Source organism: Tenacibaculum sp. 1B UA, from assembly GCF_033978845.1.
In the GTDB taxonomy this organism is placed as follows: domain Bacteria; phylum Bacteroidota; class Bacteroidia; order Flavobacteriales; family Flavobacteriaceae; genus Polaribacter.
Map to the genome: position 1 here is coordinate 92,508 of NZ_JAKVUA010000002.1, position 21,540 is coordinate 114,047.

25 protein-coding genes are annotated in these 21,540 nt (G+C 30.7%); 15 read left to right on the plus strand and 10 right to left on the minus strand.

The window, feature by feature from the left end; all coding sequences use genetic code 11:
• Nucleotides 1-36 precede the first annotated feature (36 nt).
• The 6 genes from MK851_RS03395 to MK851_RS03420 all read left to right on the plus strand — a co-directional run bounded on the left by MK851_RS03395 (nt 37) and on the right by MK851_RS03420 (nt 4,326).
• Nucleotides 37-984 carry an isopenicillin N synthase family dioxygenase gene (locus MK851_RS03395; protein WP_320241436.1) on the plus strand — a complete coding sequence of 316 codons (948 nt, stop codon included), beginning with the start codon at nt 37-39 and terminating at the stop codon, nt 982-984.
• Between the two features lie 5 nt (nt 985-989).
• Entirely contained in the window at nt 990-1,313 is a 324-nt protein-coding gene (locus MK851_RS03400; RefSeq protein ID WP_303507380.1) for a translation initiation factor, read from the plus strand.
• A 146-nt stretch (nt 1,314-1,459) separates the two neighbouring features.
• Nucleotides 1,460-2,404: a DUF1835 domain-containing protein gene (locus tag MK851_RS03405; RefSeq protein ID WP_320241439.1), complete on the plus strand. Its 945-nt coding sequence runs from the start codon at nt 1,460-1,462 to the stop codon at nt 2,402-2,404.
• Complete coding sequence (locus tag MK851_RS03410; protein ID WP_320241441.1) at nt 2,405-3,274, plus strand: nucleoside phosphorylase; 870 nt, start codon at nt 2,405-2,407, stop codon at nt 3,272-3,274.
• Nucleotides 3,275-4,135, plus strand: coding sequence for a substrate-binding domain-containing protein (locus MK851_RS03415; protein WP_320241442.1), 861 nt, complete (start codon nt 3,275-3,277; stop codon nt 4,133-4,135). It begins immediately after the preceding gene.
• 20 nt (nt 4,136-4,155) lie between these two features.
• On the plus strand, nt 4,156-4,326 hold the full coding sequence (locus tag MK851_RS03420) for a hypothetical protein (RefSeq protein ID WP_320241444.1): 171 nt from the start codon (nt 4,156-4,158) through the stop codon (nt 4,324-4,326).
• 274 nt (nt 4,327-4,600) lie between these two features.
• On the opposite strand, the gene MK851_RS03425 is transcribed toward MK851_RS03420, so the two are convergent.
• Entirely contained in the window at nt 4,601-5,242 is a 642-nt protein-coding gene (locus MK851_RS03425) for a protein-L-isoaspartate(D-aspartate) O-methyltransferase (RefSeq protein WP_320241445.1), read from the minus strand.
• A gap of 219 nt (nt 5,243-5,461) precedes the next feature.
• On the opposite strand from MK851_RS03425, the gene MK851_RS03430 reads away from it, so the two are divergent.
• The gene (locus MK851_RS03430; protein WP_303507393.1) at nt 5,462-6,421 is read left to right on the plus strand and encodes a Gfo/Idh/MocA family protein; all 960 of its coding nucleotides are present in this window, start codon (nt 5,462-5,464) and stop codon (nt 6,419-6,421) included.
• A 152-nt stretch (nt 6,422-6,573) separates the two neighbouring features.
• Entirely contained in the window at nt 6,574-7,461 is an 888-nt protein-coding gene (locus MK851_RS03435) for a 3-hydroxybutyryl-CoA dehydrogenase (protein ID WP_099216090.1), read from the plus strand.
• Nucleotides 7,462-7,533: 72 nt separating this feature from the next.
• On the opposite strand, the gene MK851_RS03440 is transcribed toward MK851_RS03435, so the two are convergent.
• The 6 genes from MK851_RS03440 to MK851_RS03465 all read right to left on the minus strand — a co-directional run bounded on the left by MK851_RS03440 (nt 7,534) and on the right by MK851_RS03465 (nt 12,400).
• Complete coding sequence (locus MK851_RS03440) at nt 7,534-8,061, minus strand: TPM domain-containing protein (RefSeq protein WP_320241452.1); 528 nt, start codon at nt 8,059-8,061, stop codon at nt 7,534-7,536.
• A 10-nt stretch (nt 8,062-8,071) separates the two neighbouring features.
• Nucleotides 8,072-8,518, minus strand: a complete 447-nt coding sequence (locus MK851_RS03445) for a nuclear transport factor 2 family protein (protein ID WP_320241454.1) — start codon at nt 8,516-8,518, stop codon at nt 8,072-8,074.
• 1 nt (nt 8,519) lies between these two features.
• Nucleotides 8,520-9,473: a MoxR family ATPase gene (locus MK851_RS03450; RefSeq protein ID WP_320241457.1), complete on the minus strand. Its 954-nt coding sequence runs from the start codon at nt 9,471-9,473 to the stop codon at nt 8,520-8,522.
• Between the two features lie 100 nt (nt 9,474-9,573).
• Entirely contained in the window at nt 9,574-10,950 is a 1,377-nt protein-coding gene (locus MK851_RS03455; RefSeq protein WP_245939450.1) for a peptidylprolyl isomerase, read from the minus strand.
• Nucleotides 10,913-11,773, minus strand: a complete 861-nt coding sequence (locus MK851_RS03460; protein ID WP_320241463.1) for a hypothetical protein — start codon at nt 11,771-11,773, stop codon at nt 10,913-10,915. The genes MK851_RS03455 and MK851_RS03460 overlap by 38 nt, the downstream gene beginning before the upstream one ends.
• Before the next feature lie 345 nt (nt 11,774-12,118).
• Nucleotides 12,119-12,400, minus strand: coding sequence for a DUF493 family protein (locus MK851_RS03465; protein ID WP_320241466.1), 282 nt, complete (start codon nt 12,398-12,400; stop codon nt 12,119-12,121).
• A 116-nt stretch (nt 12,401-12,516) separates the two neighbouring features.
• Here MK851_RS03465 and MK851_RS03470 point away from each other — a divergent pair, with 116 nt between their 5' ends.
• The 5 genes from MK851_RS03470 to MK851_RS03490 all read left to right on the plus strand — a co-directional run bounded on the left by MK851_RS03470 (nt 12,517) and on the right by MK851_RS03490 (nt 17,234).
• On the plus strand, nt 12,517-13,059 hold the full coding sequence (locus MK851_RS03470) for an ATP-binding protein (RefSeq protein WP_320241468.1): 543 nt from the start codon (nt 12,517-12,519) through the stop codon (nt 13,057-13,059).
• Nucleotides 13,052-14,938 (plus strand): ATP-dependent DNA helicase RecQ, encoded by a 1,887-nt coding sequence (locus tag MK851_RS03475; RefSeq protein ID WP_320241470.1) that lies wholly within the window; start codon nt 13,052-13,054, stop codon nt 14,936-14,938. The genes MK851_RS03470 and MK851_RS03475 overlap by 8 nt, the downstream gene beginning before the upstream one ends.
• Nucleotides 14,939-15,883 carry a methionyl-tRNA formyltransferase gene (fmt, locus tag MK851_RS03480; RefSeq protein ID WP_303507423.1) on the plus strand — a complete coding sequence of 315 codons (945 nt, stop codon included), beginning with the start codon at nt 14,939-14,941 and terminating at the stop codon, nt 15,881-15,883.
• A 187-nt stretch (nt 15,884-16,070) separates the two neighbouring features.
• Nucleotides 16,071-16,343 (plus strand): HU family DNA-binding protein, encoded by a 273-nt coding sequence (locus tag MK851_RS03485; protein ID WP_115900777.1) that lies wholly within the window; start codon nt 16,071-16,073, stop codon nt 16,341-16,343.
• Nucleotides 16,344-16,463: 120 nt separating this feature from the next.
• The gene (locus MK851_RS03490; RefSeq protein WP_320241474.1) at nt 16,464-17,234 is read left to right on the plus strand and encodes a pentapeptide repeat-containing protein; all 771 of its coding nucleotides are present in this window, start codon (nt 16,464-16,466) and stop codon (nt 17,232-17,234) included.
• 72 nt (nt 17,235-17,306) lie between these two features.
• Here the strand turns inward: MK851_RS03490 and MK851_RS03495 are convergent, their stop codons facing one another.
• Nucleotides 17,307-17,483 carry a hypothetical protein gene (locus MK851_RS03495; protein ID WP_164505156.1) on the minus strand — a complete coding sequence of 59 codons (177 nt, stop codon included), beginning with the start codon at nt 17,481-17,483 and terminating at the stop codon, nt 17,307-17,309.
• 145 nt (nt 17,484-17,628) lie between these two features.
• Between MK851_RS03495 and fumC the strand changes: the two genes are divergently transcribed.
• Nucleotides 17,629-19,029 carry a class II fumarate hydratase gene (gene fumC / locus MK851_RS03500; protein WP_303507442.1) on the plus strand — a complete coding sequence of 467 codons (1,401 nt, stop codon included), beginning with the start codon at nt 17,629-17,631 and terminating at the stop codon, nt 19,027-19,029.
• A 105-nt stretch (nt 19,030-19,134) separates the two neighbouring features.
• On the opposite strand, the gene MK851_RS03505 is transcribed toward fumC, so the two are convergent.
• Complete coding sequence (locus tag MK851_RS03505; protein ID WP_320241483.1) at nt 19,135-19,863, minus strand: SDR family oxidoreductase; 729 nt, start codon at nt 19,861-19,863, stop codon at nt 19,135-19,137.
• A gap of 150 nt (nt 19,864-20,013) precedes the next feature.
• Here MK851_RS03505 and MK851_RS03510 point away from each other — a divergent pair, with 150 nt between their 5' ends.
• The gene (locus MK851_RS03510; RefSeq protein ID WP_303507447.1) at nt 20,014-20,895 is read left to right on the plus strand and encodes a LysR family transcriptional regulator; all 882 of its coding nucleotides are present in this window, start codon (nt 20,014-20,016) and stop codon (nt 20,893-20,895) included.
• Nucleotides 20,896-21,130: 235 nt separating this feature from the next.
• On the opposite strand, the gene MK851_RS03515 is transcribed toward MK851_RS03510, so the two are convergent.
• A complete protein-coding gene (locus MK851_RS03515; RefSeq protein WP_303507449.1) occupies nt 21,131-21,379 on the minus strand; it encodes a hypothetical protein in 249 nt (82 codons plus the stop codon).
• Between the last annotated feature and the right edge of the window lie 161 nt (nt 21,380-21,540).

Here is a 21,540-nt window from a genome sequence, read left to right on the forward strand (position 1 = left end):
CTAACTTTACTGCCTGAATAATAAAACTTATTAACAATGAATAAAATTCCAAGCGTAAACTTAGCAGATTTTTTATCGGACGATGCTGAAAGAAAACAAAAATTCATCAATGAAATTGGTGACGCTTACGAGAATATAGGATTTGTAGCATTAAAAGGACACTTTTTAGACGATGAATTAGTAGAGAACTTATATGCTGAAATCAAGAAGTTTTTTGATTTACCTACAGATGTAAAAGAGAAGTATGAAATTCCAGGTATTGGTGGTCAAAGAGGATATGTTTCATTTGGTAAAGAAAGTGCAAAAGGAAAAAAAGAAGGAGATTTAAAAGAATTTTGGCATTTTGGTCAGTATGTTGATGCTGACTCAAAATACGCAAAAGAATATCCTGAAAATGTAGAAGTTGAAGAACTTCCTAGCTTTAACGAAGTTGGTAAAGAAGCTTACCAAATGTTAGAAAAAACTGCAAAATACGTTTTACGCCCGTTAGCATTACACTTAGGGTTAGAAGAAACTTATTTTGATAATTACATTAAAAACGGAAATAGTATTTTACGTCCAATTCACTACCCTCCTATCACTACCGAACCTAAAGGAGCCGTAAGAGCTGCCGCACATGGTGACATTAATTTAATTACTTTGTTAATGGGAGCTCAAGGAAAAGGGCTACAAGTTCAAAACCATAAAGGTGAATGGATTGATGCTATAGCTGAAGATGATGAATTAATGATTAATGTAGGTGATATGCTATCGCGTCATAGTAACAACAAGTTGAAATCAACAATTCACCGTGTAACCAACCCTCCTAAAGAATTATGGGGAACATCTCGTTATTCAATTCCATTTTTCATGCATCCTGTTTCTGATATGAAATTAGATGTTTTAGAAAACTGTATTGATGAAAACAACCCAAAACAGTTTGAAGATATTACTGCTGGTGAGTTTTTAGATGAGCGTTTACGCGAATTAGGATTGAAAAAATAAATCTAATGGATTTACAAGATCAATTAAAAAACCTATTCCCAGAGCATCAGTTTGAAGAAAAACCTGAAGAGAAAAAACCTGATGTCTGGCTACAAGAAGAACCAATTCTTTGTAAGTATGAAAAACGAAAAGGGAAGCCAGTTACCATTATAGATGGGTATAATGGAGCTACTCAAGATTTTAAAAAGCTTGCTAAAGAAATTAAAACTAAACTGAGTGTTGGCGGTAGTTTTAAAGACGATAAAATCATAATTCAAGGGGATTATAGAGATACTATAATGCAACTTTTAAAAGATAAAGGATTCAACGTAAAACGCGTTGGTGGATAAGTAAAAATGTCGAGAATTTTATTCTTCGACATTTTTTTTATATTTACATCTTTTGTAAAGCACTAAATATCAACCAATAAATAATAACGTATAAAATAAACCGTTTATTTTATATAAATAAAGAAATCAACCAATTCCCTAAAATCATGAAACATTCTTTATTACACATAACTAATGGAGACGTCACAACTCAAAGACTTCAAAAATTAAACATTGAAGGTGATATTATTACGTGGCGCGAAATGTTATGTGAAGGAAAAACATCAGTAGACGTAGGTAGTGAAGACTTTTGGAAAACCCGCTTTGACTTTTTAAAAACTACCTATAAAGTTACCAAGAAGAAGTTTATAGATTATACCCTTAAAGAATACCGCAACCTTTGTAACCAAAAACAACAAGACGAAATTGTTTTATGGTTTGAATACGATTTATTTTGTCAAGTAAATATGTTAGCAGTAATAAGCTGGCTAAAAAGATACCGTAAAAACCACAAAATATCTTTAGTTACAAGTGGTAAAATAGATAACCCTAAAAAACTATATGGTTTAGGTGAATTATCTGACACCCAATTAATAGAACATTTTAATAAAAAAATAGAGCTTTCTCAAGATGACATAGAGTATGCTGACTATATATGGCAACTATATTGCTCAGACAGCCCGTTACCTCTTGAAAATGCACATAAATTTAATCCAGAATCACCATTTGTATATCTCGAAAGTGCTATAAAAGCACATTTACTTCGTTTTCCTTCAATTGAAAATGGATTAAATCATATTGAAAATAATATTTTAAAAGTAGCTAACGAACATACATTTGCTAACCAAGATGAACTTTTAACTAACCTTTTAACTTATCAAGAAAACTACGGATTTGGTGATATTCAATACATTAACAAACTTGAAAGTCTTAAAAAATTATTCACCTCATTTGATCCTGTAAAACTTAGTAAAACAGGTAAAAAAGTGTTGCAAAACCAAACTAACTATTATGCAAAAATTCGTTCAGATTTTTCGTATCTTGGTGGCGCAAAAAAATACAGCTATCTCTATGTAAACTCTACTGATAAGCTGTTAAAAATTACATCGTAAATGAGTATACAACATTCTGAACTCATCTTAAATCCAGATGGTAGTATATACCACTTGAACTTAAGACCTGAACACATTGCTACCAATATCATTTTTGTTGGAGACCAATATCGTGTTGATAAAGTTACCAAATACTTTGATACTATAGAGTTTAGTACCCAAAAAAGAGAGTTTAAAACCACTACTGGTACCTATAAAGGAAAAAGGATTTCTGTAATTTCTACGGGAATAGGTCCTGATAATATTGATATTGTTTTAAACGAGTTAGACGCATTAGTTAATATCGACTTAAACACACGTCAAGCTAAAGAAAAACATACATCGTTAAATATTACCAGAATTGGAACTTCAGGTTCTTTGCATGCAGACATTCCTGTTGATAGCTTTTTATTAAGTTCTCACGCATTGGATTTAAATGGTATGTTACAATCTTATCAAGTAGATGAAATTTCACATCCTGATATTGAAGAAGCTTTTATAAAACACACTAATTGGAGTACAAAAAAATCATATCCATTAATTATAGCTAACGGAAAATATTTAGAAGACAAATTATTATCTGATAAGTTATACAAAGGAATTACTGCTACTGCTGGTGGATTTTACGGACCTCAAGGACGTGTTTTGCGCTTGCCTTTACAAGACCCCGATTTAAATAAAAAAATAGATAGTTTTAACTATAACAACAATCGAATTACCAACCTAGAAATGGAAACATCTGCCATTTATGGGTTAGCTAAACTACTAGGTCACAATGCTGCTTCAATGAATGCTATTATTGCTAATAGAGCCAACGGAACATTTAGTGAAGATCCATACAAAGTAGTAAATGATTTGATTGAATATACTCTTGACAAATTAGTTGAATAAATGCTGAAATTAAAAATAGGTGGTGTTCCAGAACACTTTAATTATCCATGGTATATCACTTTAAAAAATAAAGAATATACCAAAGAAGGAATCAACTTACGCTGGAAAGATTATCCTGGAGGTACTGGAGCTATGACAAAAGCTTTACGCTCTGGTGAAGTTGATATTGCCTTAGTACTTACTGAAGGAATTATAAAGGATATTATTAACGGAAATCCGTCAAAAATTACACAAACCTTTGTAAAAAGCCCTCTTGTTTGGGGAATCCATGTAGCTGCCAATTCTAAATTTAAAACAATTGATGATTTAGAGAACGCTACAGTAGCCATTAGTCGTTTTGGTTCTGGCTCTCAACTTATGGCAATTGTAAATGCTCATAACAATGGTTGGGACATTAACAAATTACAGTTTAAAGTGGTTGACGACTTACAAGGAGGAATTGATGCTTTAACTAACGGAGAAGCTGATTATTTTATGTGGGAACACTTTACCACTAAACCATTGGTTGATAACGGTACTTTTAGAAGAGTTGGTAACTGTCCTACTCCATGGCCTTGTTTTGTTATTGCTGTTCGTGATGAAATATTAGAAAATCATTTTGAAGAAGTAAAAAAAGTGCACAACATTATTAATAATTGTACACAAGGTTTTAAAGACTTTGATAATATTGATGAAATTCTTGCCAACAGATATGAACAACAAATAGAGGATATTCAAGAATGGCTATCTATTACCCAATGGAATGATGGAGAACCTATTTCTGAGAATTTAATTACGAACATACAAAATAAAATGATAGAGTTCAACGTTATTGAAAAGAAGGAAAATTCTGGTGACTTAATCAGAAATATGTATATTTGATTTTTATAAAACAGAAAATAATGAAAAAAGTAGTATTTATTGCAATTTGTACTGTTAGTTTATTAGGTTTTTCTTCTTGCGGAAGTACTAGTCCATGCGGTTTAGCAAAAACTAATCAAAACAAACAAAAACAACATCAACAACAAGAGGTAGTAGTTGCAGATGCGACTGAAATAGCAATCGCTGAATAAGTTGATGTTTCTTTATTCAAATTCAATAAATCCGCTTTTTTAGGCGGATTTTTTTATTTTGACTTTTCTTATAACAAAAAATCCTTTTCTAAAATAGAAAAGGATTTGAGCTTATCTTATACGTGTTAATTCTTTACTTTGCTATAATTTCTCCTAACAGAGCACCTTTTTCAAAGGCAAACACCATTACTAATAATAACATGATTCCTACACATGTAATAACGTAATATTTTGTTTTATTCTCTTTTTTCATAATATAATTTAGTTTTAATGATTAATTTTTCTTTTTTAACATTGGCACAAACCTAAAATCTCCCAATTCGTGTTTTTCAAATTCTTTAGGAGACTTTCTAATAAAAAGTGTCATCACTTGTTCTTGATCTCCCACAGGAATTAACAACCTACCTCCTACTTTAATTTGTGCTAACAATGCTTTAGGTACATACGGTGCTCCAGCTGTAACAATAATTTTATCAAAAGGAGCTTCTTCTGGTAATCCTTTATAGCCATCTCCAAAAATAAATCTTTTTGGCTTATATCCTAGCCTTGGTAAAAACATTGAAGTTTTTTTAAATAACTCATGTTGTCTTTCTATTGAATACACCTCTGCATCCAATTCTAACAATACTGCTGTTTGATAACCAGATCCTGTTCCAATCTCTAATACTTTTTCGCCTGGTTTTATTTCTAATACTTGTGATTGAAAAGCCACTGTATATGGCTGAGAAATTGTTTGTTCAGCAGCAATAGGAAATGCTTTGTCTTGATACGCATGCGCTTCAAAACTACTATCCATAAACAAATGTCTTGGAATTTTTCTAACAGCCTCTAATACTTTTTCGTCATTAATTCCTTTTGCTTCTAAAACGTTTGCTAATTGATTTCTAAGTCCTTGATGTTTGGTTGTGTCCTTCATTCTTACATTACTCTACCAATAGGTATTACTAGCTAAATTACTATAAAACCTATAATTTCTTATCTAAAATACCCATTATGGGGCTCACTAATTATAAAATTTCGGCAGGATAAAAGTAGTAATAAATCTGTATAAAAGTGTATCTTTGTTTGCGTTGATTTTTTGTAGAAATGAATTCTTTTTCAACAAACCAATCAAATAACTAATAATCTTTCACTTATGTTAAAAGCTGGAGTTTTAGGCGCAGGTCACTTAGGAAAAATCCATTTGCGTTTGTTACAACAATCAGAAAAATACGAATTAGTAGGGTTTTACGATCCTTTTACAGAAAATGCACAAAAAATAGCTGATGAGCTTGGTTATAAACTATTCGATTCAGTAGAAGCATTAATTGATGCTGTTGAAGTAGTTGATATTGTTACTCCTACTCTTTCTCACTTTGATTGTGCTAAGCAAGCCATTGAAAAAGGGAAGCATATTTTTATTGAAAAGCCTATTACTAATACAGTGCTAGAGGCTGAAGCTATAAGAACCTTAGCTAGTCAATACCATGTTCGTGGTCAAGTTGGGCATGTAGAGCGTTTTAATCCTGCTTTTATGGCTGTAAAAGACTTGATTGACACTCCTATGTTTATTGAAACACACCGTTTAGCTGAGTTTAACCCTAGAGGAACAGATGTTCCTGTTGTTTTAGATTTAATGATTCATGATATTGATATTATTTTATCGGTAGTAGATTCAAAAGTAAAGAGTGTTCATGCAAGTGGAGTATCCGTAATTTCAGAAACTCCTGATATTGCCAATGCTCGTATTGAATTTGAAAACGGATGTGTTGCCAACCTAACAGCTAGTAGAATTTCGATGAAAAACATGCGTAAAAGTCGTTTTTTTCAAAAAGATGCGTATATCTCAGTAAACTTTTTAGAAAAACAATCGGAAATTGTTAGAATGAAAGATGTACCAGAAAAACCTGATGAATTTGCTATGATTTTACAAAATGCTGAGGGAGTTAAAAAGCAAATTTATTATGACAACCCTGAAGTAGTTGCCAACAATGCTATTTTAGATGAATTAGATTCGTTTGCTGATGCTATTAAGAATAACACTACTCCTATTGTTTCGTTACGTCAGGGTACTGAAGCTTTACGTGTAGCGCATCAAATTATAGACTGTTTTTAACGTATAAAGTAAATAAGTAATAACCGCGTTAGGGATTGCAGTGAAAATCCTTTTTTGTTATTCTGAATGAATCGAAGAATACAACAAAAAAGATTGTAACGGAAAGCCCGCCCCAGAGGGGAACGCCCATATAAATATCAAAACATAACAACATGAAAAATATCGCCGTAATTGGAGCTGGAACAATGGGAAATGGAATTGCGCATACGTTTGCTCAATTTGGATACAATGTTCAACTTATCGACATTTCGCAAGCTGCCTTAGATAGAGGGCTAGCAACCATTACTAAAAACTTAGATAGAATGGTAGCGAAAGAAAAAATTACTGAAGACGATAAAAATAATACTTTAAATAACATTACTACACATACTTCTATTAAAGAAGGTGTTCAAAACACTAGTTTAGTTGTTGAGGCAGCTACTGAAAATGTAGATTTAAAACTTAAGATTTTTAAAGATTTAGATGAAGCTTGTGCTGAAGATACTATTTTAGCTACCAACACTTCATCAATCTCAATTACTCAAATTGCAGCAGCTACCAATAGACCTGAAAAAGTAATTGGAATGCACTTTATGAATCCTGTGCCAATTATGAAGTTGGTTGAAATTATTAGAGGATACAACACTTCTGATGAAGTAATGGACTTTACAGTTGATTTAACTAAGAAAATTAACAAAGTTCCTGTTGAAGTAAATGATTACCCTGGTTTTGTTGCCAATCGTATTTTAATGCCAATGATTAACGAAAGTATTGAAACGTTATACAATGGTGTTGCTGGTGTTGCTGAAATTGATACTGTAATGAAATTAGGAATGGCACACCCAATGGGACCATTACAATTAGCTGATTTTATTGGATTAGATGTTTGTTTATCTATTTTAAACGTAATGTATGACGGATTTAAAAACCCTAAGTATGCTCCATGTCCGTTATTAGTAAACATGGTTGCAGCAGGAAAATTAGGAGTAAAATCTGGTGAAGGTTTTTATGATTATTCTGAAAGTAGAAAAGCAGAGAAAGTTGCGAAGATGTTTTCTTAAACTTTATAGATTATAACTATAAAAAAGAGGGGTTTTCATTAGAAAAACTTCTCTTTTTTTATAATTAATACTTTACCATTGTTTCATTAAACAATCAATTCCTTTTTCAATTCCTCTATAGTAGTTTTCGTTTTTAAACTCAGGAACAATTACACTATCTATTACCTTTTTGCAAATTTCATCGGTAAGCGTTTTTTCTGTTCCTAACCCCGTAGATATTCGTATTTGTCTTTCTAATTTATTAATAACAATTGTTAAACCATTATTTTTATCTTTTCTTCCTACTCCCCAATCATTAGCCAATGCTAAAGAATAATCTTCTATATTATCATACGGTTTATAACTGCTGATAGTAACGACTGCTATAACATTTATTGATTCTTTTTCATAATCATCAATTAGTTTTTCCAATTTTTGCTCTTCATCATTTGTAAACATATCTTCATAATCATTCACATAACCTATCGGAAAAGGAAACTTACTCTCTACAACTTCTTTTGACTTATTAAAAAAGACTACTTCTTTTTGGTTCTCTGTATTTTTACATGAAAACACTATGATTATTAAAAGCAGTATTACTATAATTACTTTTTCTTTCATCTTTCTTAATCTAACACGAAGTATCAGCGATGATTTTCCATTCGCCTTGTATCTTCTTGAAGACAATCATAAAAACACCGTTAGCGTCTCCTACGTTTCTTTTTAAGTGATATTCCCCCATAACCGAATAAGCTCCATCTGTAATTTTAGAAATATCATTAATCTTAAAAGTTAACGTTCCTGAGTGTCCTTTTGTTGGATACCCTTTTTTATAGTTATCTAAGGTTTTTTGCCAACCAAAAGTTATTCCGTTACGTCCGAAAAACTTTAATGAATCACTCTTCCAATACCCTTGCATAAAACCTTCTAAATCGTGATTAGACCAAGCTTCTTCTTGTGCTTTCATTACGGATAAAATCTCTTGCTTTTCTGTTTCTTCTGAAACAGTTTGAGTTGCTTCTTGTTTACACGAAACAAATAGTATCAGTAAAAAAATGACAGTTAATAACTTCTTCATCTTAAAATAATGAGTTTATAATTTCTTTTACAGTAACCCCTTCAGCTTCTGCTTTATAATTCTTTACAATTCTATGTGATAAAATAGGAATAGCTACTGCTTGTACATCTTCAATATCTGGTGAGTATTTTCCGTGTACAGCTGCATGTGCTTTAGCTGCTAAGATTAAGTTTTGTGAAGCTCTAGGACCTGCTCCCCAATCGATATATTTTTTGATTAACTCGGTTGCTTTATCTGAATTAGGACGTGTTTTACCTACCAATTTAACTGCATATTCAACTACGTTATCTGCTACAGGAATTTTACGAATTAGCTTTTGAATAGCTATAATTTCGTCTGAGGAAAAAATAGCATTTACTTTTTGATTAATTATTGAAGTAGTATTTTTTACTACTTGCACTTCTTCTTCAAAACTTGGATACTCTAAGTTTATTGAAAACATAAAACGGTCTAACTGAGCTTCTGGTAACGGATACGTTCCTTCTTGTTCAATAGGATTTTGCGTAGCTAGTACAAAAAAAGGCAATTCTAACTTATAGTGATGTCCAGCAATAGTTACTGACTTTTCTTGCATTGCTTCTAACAACGCTGCTTGTGTTTTAGGTGGTGTACGGTTAATTTCATCCGCTAAAATAATATTCGAAAAAATAGGCCCTTTTATAAATTTAAAATGACGTGTTTCATCTAATATTTCACTACCTAAAATATCGGAAGGCATTAAATCTGGAGTAAACTGAATTCTATTAAAGTTAAGTCCTAATGCACTAGAAATTGTGTTTACTAATAAGGTCTTTGCCAACCCAGGCACTCCAATTAACAACGAATGTCCTCCACAAAAAACTGAAAGTAGTGTATAGTTTACAGCTTCTTGTTGTCCTATAATTACTTTTCCTATTTCTTGTTGTAGTTGGCTGTACTTTTCTACCAATGTGTTTACTGCTGTTACGTCAGACATAAATTAAAGTTTTTCTTTGTTCAATAAATTTAATTACAAACTTTTATAAAATGAAATTCCCGCTCTCGCGGGAATGACAATATACTAAATTTATTATTTCTTATTTGTTTTCTTTTTTCCAATCTTTCTTAAAAGTACACTTCTTATAATCGTTGCTTAATTTTAAGTAAGTTTCTTGGATTTTTTCTTTCGTCCATTTTGTAATTTCTTCTTCTTTTTTCTTAGCTAAAGCAAATTGTTGCATTCTTACATAGTCTTGAACTAAATCTGCTTTGTGTGTATCTGTTTTCTCTTTTAATAAGATTACTTTGTACATCTTTTCGCCTTCACGAGTTTCATCATAGTAGATATCAGATAAATCACCTTTTTTTAATTCGCTAATTCTTGCGAATAAATCTGGTGGCATTCTTGTTAACTCAAAAGTAGGCTCTTGGGTATAAGGATTCATAATTATACCTGCACTATTTTTTGTTTCTTCATCTTCAGAATACTTTTTTACAGCTTCTTCAAAAGTTATCTTTCCTTCTTTTATATCAGCTACTATTTTTTCTATTTGCTCTTTAGTTTCATTTAATTTTTTATCAGAAACCTCAGGTTGCATTAAAATATGAGATACTTCACGTTGATTCCCTTTTATTTTATGTAATTGAAGTATATGATAACCAAAAGCAGATTTAATTGGCTCTGAAATTTGATCAACATCTAATGAAAATGCCGTTTCTTTAAACTCTTTAATAAATGGGCTATCTTTTGTTATCACATATTTCCCTTCATTCTGAGCTACTCCTGGATCTTCTGAGTTTATGATTGCTTTTAACTTAAAACTAGCACCGTTTTCAACCTCTTTTTTAATTTCTTTTAATTTGTTAATAACGCGCTCTTCCTCTTCTTTAGTTGGTTCTGCTTTAATTACTAGTTGTTGTAATTGAACTTCAGCAGGTATTTCAGGTAATTCTTTTTTATCTTCTAAACCTTTAAAATAGATACGAATCTCTTCTGGAGTAACATCTATATTTTCTGTGATTTTTTGTTGCTCTTTTTCTATTAATAGATTTTCTTTTTGAACCCTTCCTAGCTCCTTCTTTAAATCTTCAATATCATTAAAACCGTAAGCTTCAACTACTTTTTCCTCACTTCCATATTCTTGTGAAAAGAAAGCAATACTCCTATCTACCCTACTATCTATTTCTGATTGTGATACTGTTGCACTATCAATCACTGCATGATGAGCTAATAATTTTTGCTGCATTAATTCTTCTAACATTTCACAGTCAGAAATCTTTACCTTACCCTCACTTCTTAATTCTACCTCTTGCTTAAACTTATCTATATCAGAATCTAAAACAATATTTTTACCTACCACAACAGCAACACCATCTACTTTTGTACCTTGTGCATAAATTGTTGTTAAGCTTACTAAAAACAACGTAAATACTATACTAATATTCTTTAAAGTTCTTGTTTTCAATTGCATCATTTATCAGCGTTTTTTCAATATCTCGTATTAATTCTAATTTTCTTTTATGTAAAATAATTTGTTTTATTCTAGGACTTACATAGCTTAATGGAGCCGTAGCATTTTGTGGTAACATATTTTTTACAGCGACCAAATATACTCCTAAACTATCTTCTTTTTGTATGAATTTTGATATTTTTAACAAGTTTTCTTTTGTTTCATTACGAAAAGGCGGAATTTTTTTCTTTAAATAATCAAAAGTTACCCAAGTTGAATCTTGTAATCGATATGATTTAAAGTTTAACAAGTGCCTTTCTAAATCTTCTTTGTCTTCTTCTTTTTCTGATTTAAACTGCTTTATTGTCTCTTTTTTATCCAAATAATTTTTACCAAAATGTACATACTCAAACTGTACAAGTTCTTCACTTACCTTAAAGTTATCTTTGTTTTCGTTATAATACATGGCTATCTCTTCCTCAGTAACAACAGTATCTAGTTGTTGTTTAATCAAACGCTCTTTATAGCCGTTAATATATAAACTTTTTTTATAATCATTAACTAGGCTTTGTATCTCTTCACTATTTACTTCTGATATATTCTCTTCAGCCTTTACATACAATAATTCTTGTTTTGCCCACGAGTTAATTAGCCCTTTTACTACAACTAAACTATCTTTAGGTGAAAGGTTTTTAGGCAACAACCCTGCAATATCTTTTTTATACAAGTGTTTATTGTATACTGTAGCTATTGGTCTTTCATTTGTAACCTTTTTTGTTTTTAGGCTTACAAAATCGCATGAAACTATTACTAATAATGATGTTATTAAAAAAATATTTTTTCTCACTTTATACTATTGGTTATACGTATTCTTAAATTTTCTTAATGCCCCTTTTCTTACTCTAACCACACTGTTATTTCATAGCTTTTTAACCTATTTTTTTTTCTAGTTAGTCTTGATAATTACTTATTCTCTTATTTCATCAAGTTCTTTGCCACATTTTTAGTTTTAAAAAAAAGTTGTAACCATAGTCTTTGATTTCTGTATATTTTTTCAACAAGTTATACAAAGTCTTTTTGAGTAAACTTTCTAAGAATTATTTATACAAAATAATTCTGATTCTTTTTTAACACAAAAATGTTACAACGTAAAAAATGGAAAGTATAAGAGTACTTTTTTTACACTATAAATTTACAAAGAAATAATTCCTTTTATTGCCTCTGCTTTTTTATAGTACGAAATAACTTCGTCTGAACTTTTTACGGTAATATGTATTGATACACTTACATACTTTCCTGTTTTAGATTTTTTTGTATTAATAACTGCTCCTCCATTATTAAATAAATCTTGGACTTCTTTCACCTGGTTACCATCAGTGGGAACAATAAATTTATATAAATACTTAGCTGGAAATGTTGTAGTATCTTCCAACTGTGATTTTAATTTTGCGTAAAAAGCTTCTCTATCTTGCATAACTCAAAAATTACTGTTTTTATTAAAATTCATCAAAAAATATAGAATATATAATGATGAAGCACAAAATTACACTATTTATTATATTTATAACTTGAAACTTTTATTTTTGCCCCATGCAACAAAAAATAGTTTTAATAGGTGGTCCAGGTACGGGTAAATCCTCTATTTTAAGAGAATTTATTAAACGAGGATATCAATGTATGCCAGAGATTTCAAGAGAGGTTACAGTAAAAGCTCAAAAAGATGGGATTGACCAACTTTTCTTAAAGCAACCTTTATTATTTAGCCAACTATTATTAGAAGGGAGAGAACAACAGTACTTAGAAGCTCATCAAAGCGATGCAGAAGTCATCTTTTTTGATAGAGGAATTCCTGATGTACATGCGTATATGAATTATTTAGGATCTGACTACCCAGAGGTTTTTATTGAAAAAAGTAATAAATATTTATACAGTAAAGTATTTATGTGTTCACCTTGGGAAGCCATTTATAAATCTGATAACGAGCGTTATGAAACTTTCGAACAATCAGTAAAAATAGATACCTTTTTAAAGGAAGCTTATGAAGAAGTAGGCTATAATATTATTAACGTTCCTTTTGGTTCAGTACAAGAGCGCTGTGATTTTATTTTACATTCGTTAAAATACGATGTATGATAAATCGTTAGAAATATTAAAACATTATTGGGGCTATAATTCATTTAGAAAGCCTCAACAAGAAATAATTACTAAAGTTTTAGCAGGAAATAATATTGTTGCTTTACTTCCTACAGGCGGTGGAAAATCTATCTGCTTTCAAATTCCTGCATTAGTTAAAGAAGGTGTTTGCATTGTAGTTTCTCCATTAATTGCTTTGATGCAAGACCAAGTTTCTAATCTTACTAATAAAGGTATAAAAGCTACTTTAATACCCTCAGGAAGTACACAAGATGAGATAATTACATTATTTGATAATATCCGATTTGGAAACACTAAGTTTTTATATATTTCTCCTGAACGATTACAATCTCGTTTTATTCAAAAAAAAATAAAGCAATTAAATGTAAACTTAATTGCCATTGATGAAGCACACTGTATTTCTGAATGGGGACATGATTTCCGTCCATCTTACCAAAAAATTACCATTTTAAAAGAGTTACAACCAACTGTTCCAATAATTGCTTTAACAGCTACGGCAACTCAAAAAGTAATTTCAGATATTATTTCTTCTCTTGAATTAGAAGAACCTTCCGTTTTCAAAAAATCTTTTTTTAGAACGAATTTAGCCTACCAAATTTTTAAAACTGAAGATAAACTTGGTAAACTCAATCAGATTTTCACCAAAACAAAAGCTCCTGCTATTGTATATGTAAATACTCGTAGTAAAACAAAGGAAATTAGTAGCTACTTAAATGCACAAGGTTTTAAAAGTTCTTTGTATCATGGTGGTCTTTCTTCTATAGATAAAAAACTTGCTTTTGAAAGTTGGATGTCAGAGAAAACTCCAATTATTGTTGCTACCAACGCTTTTGGTATGGGAATTGATAAACCCAATGTTCGGGTAGTTGTTCATCTTAACTTACCATCTTCTATAGAGAATTATATCCAAGAAGCGGGTCGTGGCGGACGTGACGGAATAAAGTCTTTTTCTGTAGTATTAACAAATAGTAGTGATATTTCTTTAAGCAGTGAATTACTCGAAAAATCATTACCAACCATTGAAGAAATAAAAATTGTTCATCAAAAACTATATCAGCACTTTCAAATCGTTAAAGGAGAGTTCATAGAAACTGCTTTCGATTTTAATTTTTTAGACTTTTGTAGTAAGTACAATTTTATTCCTAACAAAACATTTAATACACTTCAAATACTTAACAATAATGGAATAATAGAGCTAAATCATAATTTTCAACAAAACTCTACTATTCAATTTTTAGTTTCAAGTAAACAAGTCATATTACATGCTAATCAAAACTCTCAAGTAAAAAACTTTATTCAGCAAGTTTTGCGTATGTATGGTGGGGTATTTGAAAATCCTGTGAAAATTGATGAGTTCTATATTGCTAAAAAACTAGGAACGACTTCTTGGTTTGTAATTGACACTTTGGAAAAATTAGCTCAAAAAGAATTGATTACTTATTCCAAAGCAACAAACAATGCAGAGCTTTTCTTTTTACATCCCAGAGAAGATAATAAAACTATCAACCGAATTGCTGTAAACATTCAACAATATATCAAACAGAAAAAACAAAAGAATAGAGATTTACTTAGGTTTATAGAAAACAATTCAGTTTGTAGAAGTGTACAGCTTCTCTCCTATTTTGGTGAGCATCACACTAATAATTGTGATATTTGTGATGTATGTTTACATAAAAAGAAAGTACCTACTGTAACTCTAAAAGAAGTTTTTTCATTATTCAGAAACGAAAAAAGCTTTACAGTTACTGAAATCTGCTCACTATTAAATGAAAAAGAAGCGAACATTTTAATACTTTTGCGAGAACTTCTTGCTGAAGAGAAAATACACACAAAAAACAATAAATACTTTTTAAAATAAATGAGAGATTTACGCATCGTTTTTATGGGAACTCCTGATTTTGCTGCTACTATTTTACAGCACTTAGTGGAGAATGATTATAATGTAGTAGGAGTTATCACCGCTGCAGACAAACCTGCTGGTAGAGGTCGTAAGCTTAATCAATCTGCAGTAAAGAAATATGCTTTATCTCAAAACTTGCCTATCCTTCAACCTAAAAATTTAAAAAGCGAGGGGTTTCAAGAAGACTTAAAAAAATGGAATGCCAACTTACAGGTTGTGGTAGCTTTTAGAATGTTACCAAAATCAGTTTGGGCAATGCCAAAATATGGTACATTTAATTTACATGCTTCATTATTACCAGAATATCGTGGTGCTGCACCTATTAACTGGGCAATTATAAATGGCGAAGCCAAAACAGGTGTTACTACTTTCTTTATTGATGATAAAATTGATACTGGTGAAATTATACTTCAAAGTGAGGTAATAATTAAAGAAGATGAAGTTGTTGGCGAGTTACACGATAGATTAATGTACTTAGGAGCTAAATTAGTTGCTAAAACCTTAGACTTAATAACAAAGGGTGATGTTACAACTACTAAACAACCTGAACTAGAAGAAAAATCTGCTCCAAAATTATTTCCGCATAACTGTAAAATAGATTGGTCTAAACCTTTAGGTGATATTTATAATCATATTCGCGGGTTAAACCCATATCCTGCGGCTTGGACAACCATTTTAAATGGAGATGAAGAAATATCAGCCAAAATATATGGAGTTAGTAAAGAGTTTTCTTCACATAGCTTTGATATTGGTACTGTTATTACCTCTAAAAAAGAGTTAAAAATTGCTGTTACAAATGGTTACTTAAATATCCATCAAATTAAAATTTCTGGCAAAAAATTAATGGATACTCAAAGTTTATTGAATGGTTATCAGTTTAAAAAAGAAGCAAAAGTGCTGTAGCCCTTTGTTTACAAGGTTTTAACCTTTTTAACAAAAACCAGATAGTGGTTATTAACAATTCATAGCAACTTATTAACAAAAGAGTATTTTTTTTGAGTCAAATCTTGCACAATCCCGCATTCCGTCTATATTTGTTGAGCTATTGAAGCAAAAAAAACATTAATTAATTTTAAAATCTATTTAAATTATGAACAAATCAGATTTAATCGATGCGATGGCTGCTGATGCAGGAATTTCAAAAGCTGCTGCAAAAGCTGCATTAGACTCTTTAACTGCTAACGTAACTAACACTTTAAAAAAAGGTGATAAAGTTGCTTTAGTTGGATGGGGAACTTGGTCTGTTTCTAAGAGAGCTGCTAGAACTGGTAGAAACCCTCAAACAGGAAAAGAAATTCAAATTGCTGCTAAAAATGTAGTTAAGTTTAAAGCTGGTGCTGGTTTAAGCGATTCAGTAAACTAATATTTTCCACGAAACATATTAAAGGTAGCATTTAGGTAATTAAATGCTACCTTTTTTTATATAAGTGTCACAAAAAACAAATATAGGTTGTCTATTATATAGAACTTAAAACCATTTAAAATGAAAAATATAGTTACTATTATTGGACTTTTGTTTTGCTTTTCAACTGCTTTTTCGCAAAAAACTATAAGTGCATCAGATATTATGAAAGATCTTAAAAACGGAAAAGCAATAGAGATTTCAAACGCAACTATTAAAGGTGTATTAGACTTTACTTTTATGAACGAAGCCTTACCTAAATTACCTAAAAGAAAACGTTGGTGGAATAATGGAGGGTCTAATACTATTGAAAAACAAATTACCAATAAAGTTTCTTTTGTAAACTGTGTTTTTGATGATGATGTACTTGCCTACATTCCTCATGAAAAAAGTGGATATACTTTTGTTGCTAACTTTGAAGATGTAGTTGTATTTAAAGACTGTACTTTTGAACAAAAAGCCATGTTCAAGTATTCTGATTTTGAAAAAGATTCTAATTTTTCTAACACTAAATTCAAAGGAGATTCTACCTTCAAATATGCGAAGTTTAATAGAGATATTACTTTTGAAAATACTTCTTTTGTAGAACCTGCTACCTTTAAATATGCAGACTTTAACCGTTTTGTTAGTTTTAAAAACGCTGTTTTTAATGAAAGTGCTATTTTCAAATATACAGAATTTAAAGATGGTGTGTCATTTAGAAATGTGAGATTTGAAGAAGATTTAAATATTAAATACACCAAAGTATCAGGTGAATTTGATATTACTGGTATGGAAGTAGTCTTTGATATTGATTCAAAATACACCAAAATAAACGGAAAAAGTTTTAATAAACATTTATTAAAGAAATAAAAGTTGTTTAAGTTTTACACATAAAAAAACCACGCAAATGCGTGGTTTTTAAAATATATCTTATATAAAAAACTACTTACCTTCCTCAGCAGCTTTTTTAGCTTCTCTCTTTAATTTCATATTTTCCCAAATAGTTCCACCAATCCAGTAAGGAACTACAAATGTTAATAAGAAAATTAACAACCAAAATCCAGCTGTAAAAATAAACATGAATAATACCAATCCTGAAAATTCTGAAAAATCTAACATTTGTTTCTTATTAATAATTGTTATGCGACAAAATTATAACTATTTTTCTTTTCCTCCAATAAAATCTGATAAAAATCACTATTAAAAACTATTAGAATTTGTAATTTTGAACATCAATAATTTTTAGCCTTTTAAATCATTTATAATGACAAAATACAGAATCGAAAAAGATACGATGGGACAAGTAGAAGTTCCTGCTGATAAATATTGGGGAGCACAAACCGAGCGTTCTCGTAACAACTTTAAAATTGGTCCTGCTGCCTCTATGCCTTTAGAAGTAGTACACGGATTTGCATACTTAAAAAAAGCTGCTGCTTATACTAACGCAGAGTTAGGTGTTTTAGCTACTAAAAAACGTGATTTAATCGCACAAGTATGTGATGAAATTTTAGCAGGAAAGCACGACAACCAATTCCCCTTAGTAATCTGGCAAACAGGTTCTGGTACACAGTCAAACATGAATGTAAATGAGGTAATTGCGAACCGTGCACACGAAATTGCAGGAAATGTAATTGGTGAAGGAGATAAAACCATTCAACCAAATGACGATGTAAATAAATCGCAATCGTCTAACGATACTTTTCCTACAGGAATGCATATTGCTGCGTACAAAAAGATTGTAGAAGTAACCATTCCTGGAGTTGAACAATTACGCGATACGTTACAAGCTAAATCAGAAGCATTTAAGGATGTAGTTAAAATCGGTCGTACACACTTAATGGATGCTACTCCCCTAACCTTAGGACAAGAATTTTCTGGGTATGTAGCACAATTAAACTTCGGATTAAAAGCCTTAAAAAATACCTTAGCACATTTAGCACAATTAGCTTTAGGAGGAACTGCCGTAGGTACTGGATTAAACACTCCAGCTGGTTACGATATATTAGTTGCTAAATATATCGCTGAGTTTACAGGATTACCATTTGTAACTGCTGAAAATAAATTTGAAGCTTTGGCTTCACACGATGCCTTAGTTGAAACACACGGAGCCTTAAAGCAATTAGCTGTTTCGTTAAATAAAATCGCCAACGATATTCGTTTAATGGCATCAGGGCCACGTTCAGGAATTGGAGAAATCATCATTCCTGCAAATGAACCAGGGTCATCTATTATGCCAGGAAAAGTAAACCCAACACAAGCAGAAGCGATTACCATGGTATGTGCACAGGTAATGGGTAACGATGTTGCGGTAACTGTTGGTGGTACTCAAGGTCACTACGAATTAAACGTTTTTAAACCTATGATGGCAGCTAACGTATTACAATCGGCTCAATTAATTGGGGATGCTTGTGTATCGTTTGATGTAAACTGCGCTGCTGGTATTGAACCAAATCAAACAAGAATCACTGAGTTATTAAACAACTCATTAATGTTAGTTACTGCCTTAAATACTAAGATTGGATATTACAAAGCTGCTGAAATTGCTAATACAGCACACGCTAACGGAACTACTTTAAAAGAAGAAGCAGTACGTTTAGGGTATGTAACTCCTGAACAATACGACGAATGGGTAAAACCAGAAGATATGACAGGAAGTTTAAAGTAATTACTTCTTTCACATAAACATAAAAAACCACAACAAAATGTTGTGGTTTTTTTATTACATATTGTATTGTCTTATTCTAAAATAATGCTACCCTAAAAGAAAAGACTAAGCATCTTGCATAGTATCGCAAATAACAATTTCTCTTAACAACACAGATTGTGGTAACTCATATGCAAACTTTATAGTCTTAGCAACATCTTTAGCAGTAATATTAACAGCTCCTACACTCTCTTTCCACTCGTTATATCCTTTAATTATTGTATCATCCGTAGTATGCTCGAGCAATTCTGTTTTAACCGCACCAGGTTCAATTGTTATCACTCGAACGTTAAAGGGAGATAACTCTAATCTCGCTGTTTGTGTTAACCCACGAACACCAAACTTACTAGCACAATATGCTGCATGATTTTCAAAAGCTTGATAACCTGCCATAGATGACAAATTTATTATAGTTCCACCTTTACGAGCCTTCATACTTGGTATTACCGTTTGCATACCATGCATCACTCCCATTACATTAACATCTAACATTTTTTGCCATTCATTGGCATTTTGTGTTTCAATGGTTCCTAATAACATAACCCCTGCATTATTTATCAATAAATCAGTTTCTCCATAAACAGCTTCAGCCGATCTTATTGCTTTTTCTAATCCTGTTTTATCAGTTACATCAACTTTTTTACACAAGGTATTAGGTAAGTTTAAAGCCTCCATCTTTTCTACCCTTCTTGCTAATAATAAAAGAGGGTATCCGTCTTCTGCAAACATTTTAGCCATTTCTAATCCAAAACCAGAACTAGCTCCAGTAATAACTACTAATTTTTTATCTTCCATAAATCATTACTTTGTTATAATTATTTTTTATACTAATTTTAATTCAACTTTACTACTAGCTAACTATTTTATTAGCTTTTACAAAGGTACATTTCAAAAAAAACTACTCAAAATACTATTTTTGTATCTTAATCATAATTTATAATTATAATGGAAGAGCGTTTATTAAAGTTTTTTATTGCTGTATATGAAGAAAAAAACCTTACACGTGCGGCCGATAAATGTTTTGTTTCTCAACCTAATATTTCTAATGGAATAAAATTATTTGAGAGTAAAATGAATTGTACTTTATTTAAAAGACATCAACGAGGTGTTGAGCCTACAAACGAAGCACACTACCTATACCCCATAGCTAAAAGAATTTTAAATGAATTAAATGATTTACCTAACATATTTACAAAAAGTGCATTTAAAAATGAGGTTAAAATTGGTATTGCAGATAGTTTACCACAAGAATACAAACTACAATTTATAAAAAAGGTTAATGAATTAAATAGTAATGTATTTTGGACAGTAAATCATTGTAATGAAAATAATGAGATTAATTTATTAGTTAAAGAATGGAAGAAAGAAGAAGATTTGTTTTTACCTCTATGGCAAGAAGATTATTTATTATGTATTCCTAATGGACATAAATTATTAGCCAAAAACGAAATTGATTTGGTAGTAGATTTAAAAGATGAAAACTTTATTCATTGTCCACCTTGTGAAGCTCATAAGCAATGTATTTCTATCTTAAATTTTGCTAATAAAACTATTAATACTGTAGGCAATTGTAGTACAAAAACTGAAACTTTAACTTTATTAATGGCGGGCTTAGGTTTAACTTTTTTACCTGAATATTTTATTGATGGTTGGTATGGTTTTGAAACTAGACCGTATAAAGGACCTCGTTATTATAGAGAAGTGGGTTTAGCTTACTCTAGGCACAGTTTACAAAACCCTGCTATAGCAAAAACCATTAATTATTTTTCAAAAAACAAACTTAAGGCAAATAAATTTAACAACTTCGGCTATTATTTTAAACCGTAATTCTATATACCTCAAACCATTACTCTATAAGTTTTATTTATAAACTAACAATTTTCTACATTATAAAGTATAAGCATACATATAATACTTTAGTTTTTAAATGATGCTTTATTTTTTAATGTTGGTCGATGATTAACTAAGTATTAGCGAACAAAAAAATTATTAAAATAAGCTTAAAAAATAGAAAACCACAACAAAATGTTGTGGTTTTTTATGTAACGAACTTTTTAAAAAATTATATCTCTTGATATGTATATGTTTTAGCTATTTTTTTTATTCTTTCAGAAGTAACAATTCCTTTTTGAACTTCATAATCTTCAGCGGTTTTTCTTGGTATATGAATTGCCCCGTTAGATAACTTTACAGTGTATCCAAAATATTCATTTATAAAATGCTCTTTATACGAACCGATATTCTTATCTATTAAACTTGCTTGTTTAGTAATACCGATTACTCCTTTTTTATTATTTTCTGTCTTTATCATACTAATTTATTTAAATTTTTAATAGTTTTTTTTACAATTATTATTTGTGTTTTAAAAACACATACATCACGATAACACACCATTACGCTTACACGTAGTGTATTCTTAGTTCAATCAAAAAATTAAAAGAAATATAGTAAGGATTACTTTTGCTTTTTCAA

Excerpts from the sequence above, each read along its gene's own strand:
- MK851_RS03485 (WP_115900777.1), top strand. The coding sequence starts at position 16,071 with ATGAACAAATCAGATTTAATCGATGCGATGGCTGCTGATGCAGGAATT.
- MK851_RS03510 (WP_303507447.1), top strand. The coding sequence starts at position 20,014 with ATGGAAGAGCGTTTATTAAAGTTTTTTATTGCTGTATATGAAGAAAAA.
- fmt (WP_303507423.1), top strand. The coding sequence starts at position 14,939 with ATGAGAGATTTACGCATCGTTTTTATGGGAACTCCTGATTTTGCTGCT.
- MK851_RS03405 (WP_320241439.1), top strand. The coding sequence starts at position 1,460 with ATGAAACATTCTTTATTACACATAACTAATGGAGACGTCACAACTCAA.
- MK851_RS03400 (WP_303507380.1), top strand. The coding sequence starts at position 990 with ATGGATTTACAAGATCAATTAAAAAACCTATTCCCAGAGCATCAGTTT.
- MK851_RS03415 (WP_320241442.1), top strand. The coding sequence starts at position 3,275 with ATGCTGAAATTAAAAATAGGTGGTGTTCCAGAACACTTTAATTATCCA.
- MK851_RS03420 (WP_320241444.1), top strand. The coding sequence starts at position 4,156 with ATGAAAAAAGTAGTATTTATTGCAATTTGTACTGTTAGTTTATTAGGT.
- MK851_RS03515 (WP_303507449.1), bottom strand. The coding sequence starts at position 21,379 with ATGATAAAGACAGAAAATAATAAAAAAGGAGTAATCGGTATTACTAAA.
- MK851_RS03410 (WP_320241441.1), top strand. The coding sequence starts at position 2,405 with ATGAGTATACAACATTCTGAACTCATCTTAAATCCAGATGGTAGTATA.
- MK851_RS03425 (WP_320241445.1), bottom strand. The coding sequence starts at position 5,242 with ATGAAGGACACAACCAAACATCAAGGACTTAGAAATCAATTAGCAAAC.
- MK851_RS03445 (WP_320241454.1), bottom strand. The coding sequence starts at position 8,518 with ATGAAGAAGTTATTAACTGTCATTTTTTTACTGATACTATTTGTTTCG.
- MK851_RS03490 (WP_320241474.1), top strand. The coding sequence starts at position 16,464 with ATGAAAAATATAGTTACTATTATTGGACTTTTGTTTTGCTTTTCAACT.
- MK851_RS03435 (WP_099216090.1), top strand. The coding sequence starts at position 6,574 with ATGAAAAATATCGCCGTAATTGGAGCTGGAACAATGGGAAATGGAATT.
- fumC (WP_303507442.1), top strand. The coding sequence starts at position 17,629 with ATGACAAAATACAGAATCGAAAAAGATACGATGGGACAAGTAGAAGTT.
- MK851_RS03450 (WP_320241457.1), bottom strand. The coding sequence starts at position 9,473 with ATGTCTGACGTAACAGCAGTAAACACATTGGTAGAAAAGTACAGCCAA.
- MK851_RS03455 (WP_245939450.1), bottom strand. The coding sequence starts at position 10,950 with ATGATGCAATTGAAAACAAGAACTTTAAAGAATATTAGTATAGTATTT.
- MK851_RS03395 (WP_320241436.1), top strand. The coding sequence starts at position 37 with ATGAATAAAATTCCAAGCGTAAACTTAGCAGATTTTTTATCGGACGAT.
- MK851_RS03475 (WP_320241470.1), top strand. The coding sequence starts at position 13,052 with ATGTATGATAAATCGTTAGAAATATTAAAACATTATTGGGGCTATAAT.
- MK851_RS03430 (WP_303507393.1), top strand. The coding sequence starts at position 5,462 with ATGTTAAAAGCTGGAGTTTTAGGCGCAGGTCACTTAGGAAAAATCCAT.
- MK851_RS03440 (WP_320241452.1), bottom strand. The coding sequence starts at position 8,061 with ATGAAAGAAAAAGTAATTATAGTAATACTGCTTTTAATAATCATAGTG.
- MK851_RS03470 (WP_320241468.1), top strand. The coding sequence starts at position 12,517 with ATGCAACAAAAAATAGTTTTAATAGGTGGTCCAGGTACGGGTAAATCC.
- MK851_RS03465 (WP_320241466.1), bottom strand. The coding sequence starts at position 12,400 with ATGCAAGATAGAGAAGCTTTTTACGCAAAATTAAAATCACAGTTGGAA.
- MK851_RS03495 (WP_164505156.1), bottom strand. The coding sequence starts at position 17,483 with ATGTTAGATTTTTCAGAATTTTCAGGATTGGTATTATTCATGTTTATT.
- MK851_RS03505 (WP_320241483.1), bottom strand. The coding sequence starts at position 19,863 with ATGGAAGATAAAAAATTAGTAGTTATTACTGGAGCTAGTTCTGGTTTT.